Raw genomic sequence first — 3,805 nt, forward strand, 5'->3', positions numbered from 1 at the left:
GGGTGAAGCACTTCGGCGGCCTTGGCGGCGAGGGTGGCGGGGGTGAAGGGCTTCTCCAGGAAGGCGACGCCCTCCTGCAGGACCCCGTGCTGGAGCAGGGCGTCGTCGGTGTAGCCGGACATGTACAGCACGCGCATGTCCGGCCGCGCGGGCACCAGGCGCTCGGCAAGCTCGCGGCCGCTCATCCCCGGCATCACCACGTCGGTCACCAGCAGGTCTACCGGCCCGTCGTGCGCCGCGGAGAGGGAGAGGGCGTGGGGGCCGTCGGAGGCGGTGAGCACGCGGTAGCCGCTGCGCTCCAGGATGCGGCGGGCCAGCGAGCGCACCGACGGCTCGTCTTCCACCAGCAGCACGGTCTCGCACGCGCGGGGGCCGGCGCTGGCGCGCGCCGTCTCGCCCGGCGTGGCCCGCTCGGCGCCCGCGGCGGGGAAGTAGATGCGGAAGGTGGAGCCGCGGCCCGGCTCGCTGTCTACCCAGATGGCGCCGCCGCTCTGCTTGACGATGCCGTACACGGTGGAGAGGCCCAGGCCGGTGCCCTTGCCCTGCGCCTTGGTGGTGAAGAAGGGCTCGAAGAGGTGCGACAGCGTCTCGTCGTCCATCCCTGTGCCGTCGTCGCTCACCTGCAGCAGCACGTGCGGGCCGGGCACCACGAACGGGTGGCGCCGGGCGTCGGCGGCGGTGAGGGTCTCGTTGCGGGTCTCCACGCGCACGGTGCCCCCGCGCGGCATGGCGTCGCGGGCGTTGACCACCAGGTTCATCAGCACCTGGCCCATCTCGCCGCCGTCGGCCTTGATCGGCGCCAGTGCGGGGTCCAGCACGGTCACCAGCTTCACGTCCTCGCCGATGAGGCGGCGGAGCAGCTTGTCCATCTCCGCCACCTGGGCGTTCAGGTCCAGCACCTCGGGGTGCACCATCTGCTTGCGGCTGAACACCAGCAGCTGGCGCGTGAGCTCGGCGGCGCGGGCGGCGGCGCGGTCGATCTCGGACAGGTCCTCGCGGCCCGGCGCGTCCGGGGCCATGTCGGCCAGCAGCAGCTGCGCGTTGCCGGTGATGGCGGTGAGCAGATTGTTGAAGTCGTGCGCGATGCCGCCGGCCAGGCGGCCCACGGCCTCCATCTTCTGCGCCTGCCGCAGCCGCTCCTCGCTCTGGCGCAGCGCCTCGGCCGAGCGGACGCGCTCGGTGATGTCGCGCGCCTCGGCGATCACCACGTCCTGCCCGAAGTAGCGGCCTGGGTTGAGCGCCACCTCCACGGGGAAGGCTTCGCCGTTCTGCCGCCGCCCCTGCCGCTCGAAGCGCTGCGGCTCGCCCGCGAGCGCCCGGCGGAAGGCCGCCTCGCTGACGCCGGGCTCGGCGTGCGGGTCGGCGAGCGCGGAGACGGGCATGGCGAGCACCTCTTCGCGCGTGTAGCCGTGCATGCGCAGGACCGCGGCGTTCGCCTCGATGAACCGCCCGCTGGCGTCCTGGATGGAGACGGCCTCGCTCAGCGAGTCGAAGAGGCTGCGGTAGCTGGCCACGGACTGCCGCAGCGCGTCCTCGGCGCTGCGGCGCTCGGCGATGTCGCTGGCGACGCCCAGGGTGCCCACGATGCGGCTCGCGGCGTCGCGGAAGGGCACGCCGTACACCTCCACCGGGCCCAGCGAGCCGTCGGGGCCAACCTGCTCCAGCTCGTAGCGCTCGGACTGCCCGGCCGCGCGCCGGGCCAGCCGCTCGCGCACCTCGGCGCCGTGGCCGGGGGGCATCAGCATCTCGTGGGCGGGCTGCCCGAGCAGCTCGGCCACGGACACGCCGAACAGCTCCTCCACGCGGGGGTTGGCGTAGAGGACGCGGTCTTCCAGGTCGGTGATGAGCACGCCCTCGGCCAGGCTCTCCACCACGCTGCGGAAGCGCACCTCGCTGTCGCGCAGCGCGTCGGCGGCGGTCTTGCTGCCGGTGATGTCCTGCACGTGCGAGATGAAGTACCGGGGCTCGTGCGCGGCGCCGCGCACGAGCGAGACGGTGAGCAGCACCCACACCACGTGCCCCGCGGAGTGCAGGTAGCGCTTCTCCATCTGGTACGAGGGGATCTCGCCCGCGACCAGCCGGTCCAGCAGCGCCAGGTCGGCCGCCAGGTCGTCGGGGTGGGTGATGTGCTGGAAGTCGGTGGCGAGCAGCTCCTCGCGCGTGCGGCCCACGATCTCGCAGAGCGCGTGGTTCACGTCCAGCCAGCGCCCGTTTGGCCCCACGGTGGCGATGCCCACGGTGGCGTGGTCGAAGACGGCGCGGAAGCGCTCCTCGCTCTGCCGCAGCGCCTCGCCCGCGAGCTTGCGCTCGGTGATGTCCTCGGCCACGCCGCCCACGCGGAAGATGCGCCCCTCCGCGTCGCGAACGGGAAAGGTGCGCGCGCAGATCCACCGCAGCGACCCGTCACGGCGCCTCAGGCGGAACTCCACCTCGGTGCCGGCGGCGTCGCCGCGGAAGGCGGACTCCACGCGCGGCAGGTCTTCCGGGTGCACCGGCTCCAGGAACGACTCCGGGTCGCGGTACAGGGTGGCGCAGCTGCGCTCCCAAAGCGCCTCGTACGCCGGGCTCACGTACACGTGGCGCCCCTCGTGGACCGAGCGCAGCCAGAAGACGTCGCGGCTGTTCTCGGCGAGCTGGCGGAAGCGCTCCTCGCTGGCCCGCATGGCCGCCTCCGACGCGCGCACCGCGGTGAGGTCGTTCACGATGGCCAGCACGGTCTCCACGCGCCCGTCGCGGCCCAGCTCGGCCACGAAGCGCGACTCGTGGCGCTCGCGCCCGGTGGGAGTCTCCAGGTCGTACTCTACCGACGCCTCCTCGCCGGTGTCGAACACGTGCCGCACGGCGGCCACGCACTCATCCAGCACCTCGGGCGGCAGCCCGGCCTCGTCCATCGTCTTGCCCACGATGTCGCGGGCGCGGCGCCCCAGGCTGTGCTCGACCGCGGGGTTCACGTACAGGTAGCGCGTGTCGCGGCCTATGCGCACGATGGGGCTGGGCGCGTTCTCCACCAGCGCGCGGAACTCCTCCTCGCGCCGGTGCAGCGCATCGCGCTCTGCGCGGCGCTGGGTGATGTCGCTGAAGCAGACCACCGCGCCCCGCGGCTCGCCCCCCATGCGCAGCGGGTGCGAGGAGCACTGCGCCGGGAACGACGTGCCGTCGCTGCGCCACAGCAGCTCGTCGTCGAAGCTCACCTCCTGGCCGGTGACGCTGGCCCAGTAGAGCGGGCACTCGTCCTCGGCGTAGGGCGAGCCGTCGGGGTAGGTGTGGTGGATGATGGGGTGCAGCTTGCGCCCCAGCAGCTCGTGGGGCTCGTAGCCCAGCAGCCGCGCGCCGGCGGGGTTCATGAAGGTGCAGCGCCCGTCGGCGTCCAGGCCGTAGATGCCCTCGCCGCTGGACTCCAGCACGGCCACCTTCTCGGCCCGCTCGCGCTCGGCGCGGTGCCGCTCGGTGACGTCGCGGGCGCTCACCACCACGCCGGCGACCCCGCCCGCCGGGGCCATGTGGTTCTGCGCCACCGCCTCCAGCACGGCCACGCTGCCGTCGCGGCGGCGCACGCGGTACTCCACCGTCACCAGCCGGCCCTCCTCGGCCACCAGGCCGGCGAGAGCGGCCTGCATGCGCTCCGCGTCCTCGGGCAGCACGTACGCCCACGCCGACGTGCCCACCATCTCCGCCGGCTCGTAGCCCAGCACGCGGGTGGACGAGGGGCTCACGTAACGCATGACCCCGTCCGGGTCCACGACGCCCACCATGTCGGCGGCGTTCTCGATCATGGCGCGGAAGCTCTCCTCGCTGCGGCGCGCCT

General features: G+C 73.5%; 1 protein-coding gene. It reads right to left on the minus strand.

Annotated features, from left to right (window positions below; genetic code table 11):
- Positions 1-3,773, minus strand: a 3,773-nt coding sequence (locus VFE05_17540; protein ID HET6231882.1) for a PAS domain S-box protein, incomplete at its 3' end; no start/stop codon positions are given.
- Positions 3,774-3,805: the final 32 nt, after the last annotated feature.

Source organism: Longimicrobiaceae bacterium (assembly GCA_035696245.1).
In the GTDB taxonomy this organism is placed as follows: domain Bacteria; phylum Gemmatimonadota; class Gemmatimonadetes; order Longimicrobiales; family Longimicrobiaceae; genus DASRQW01.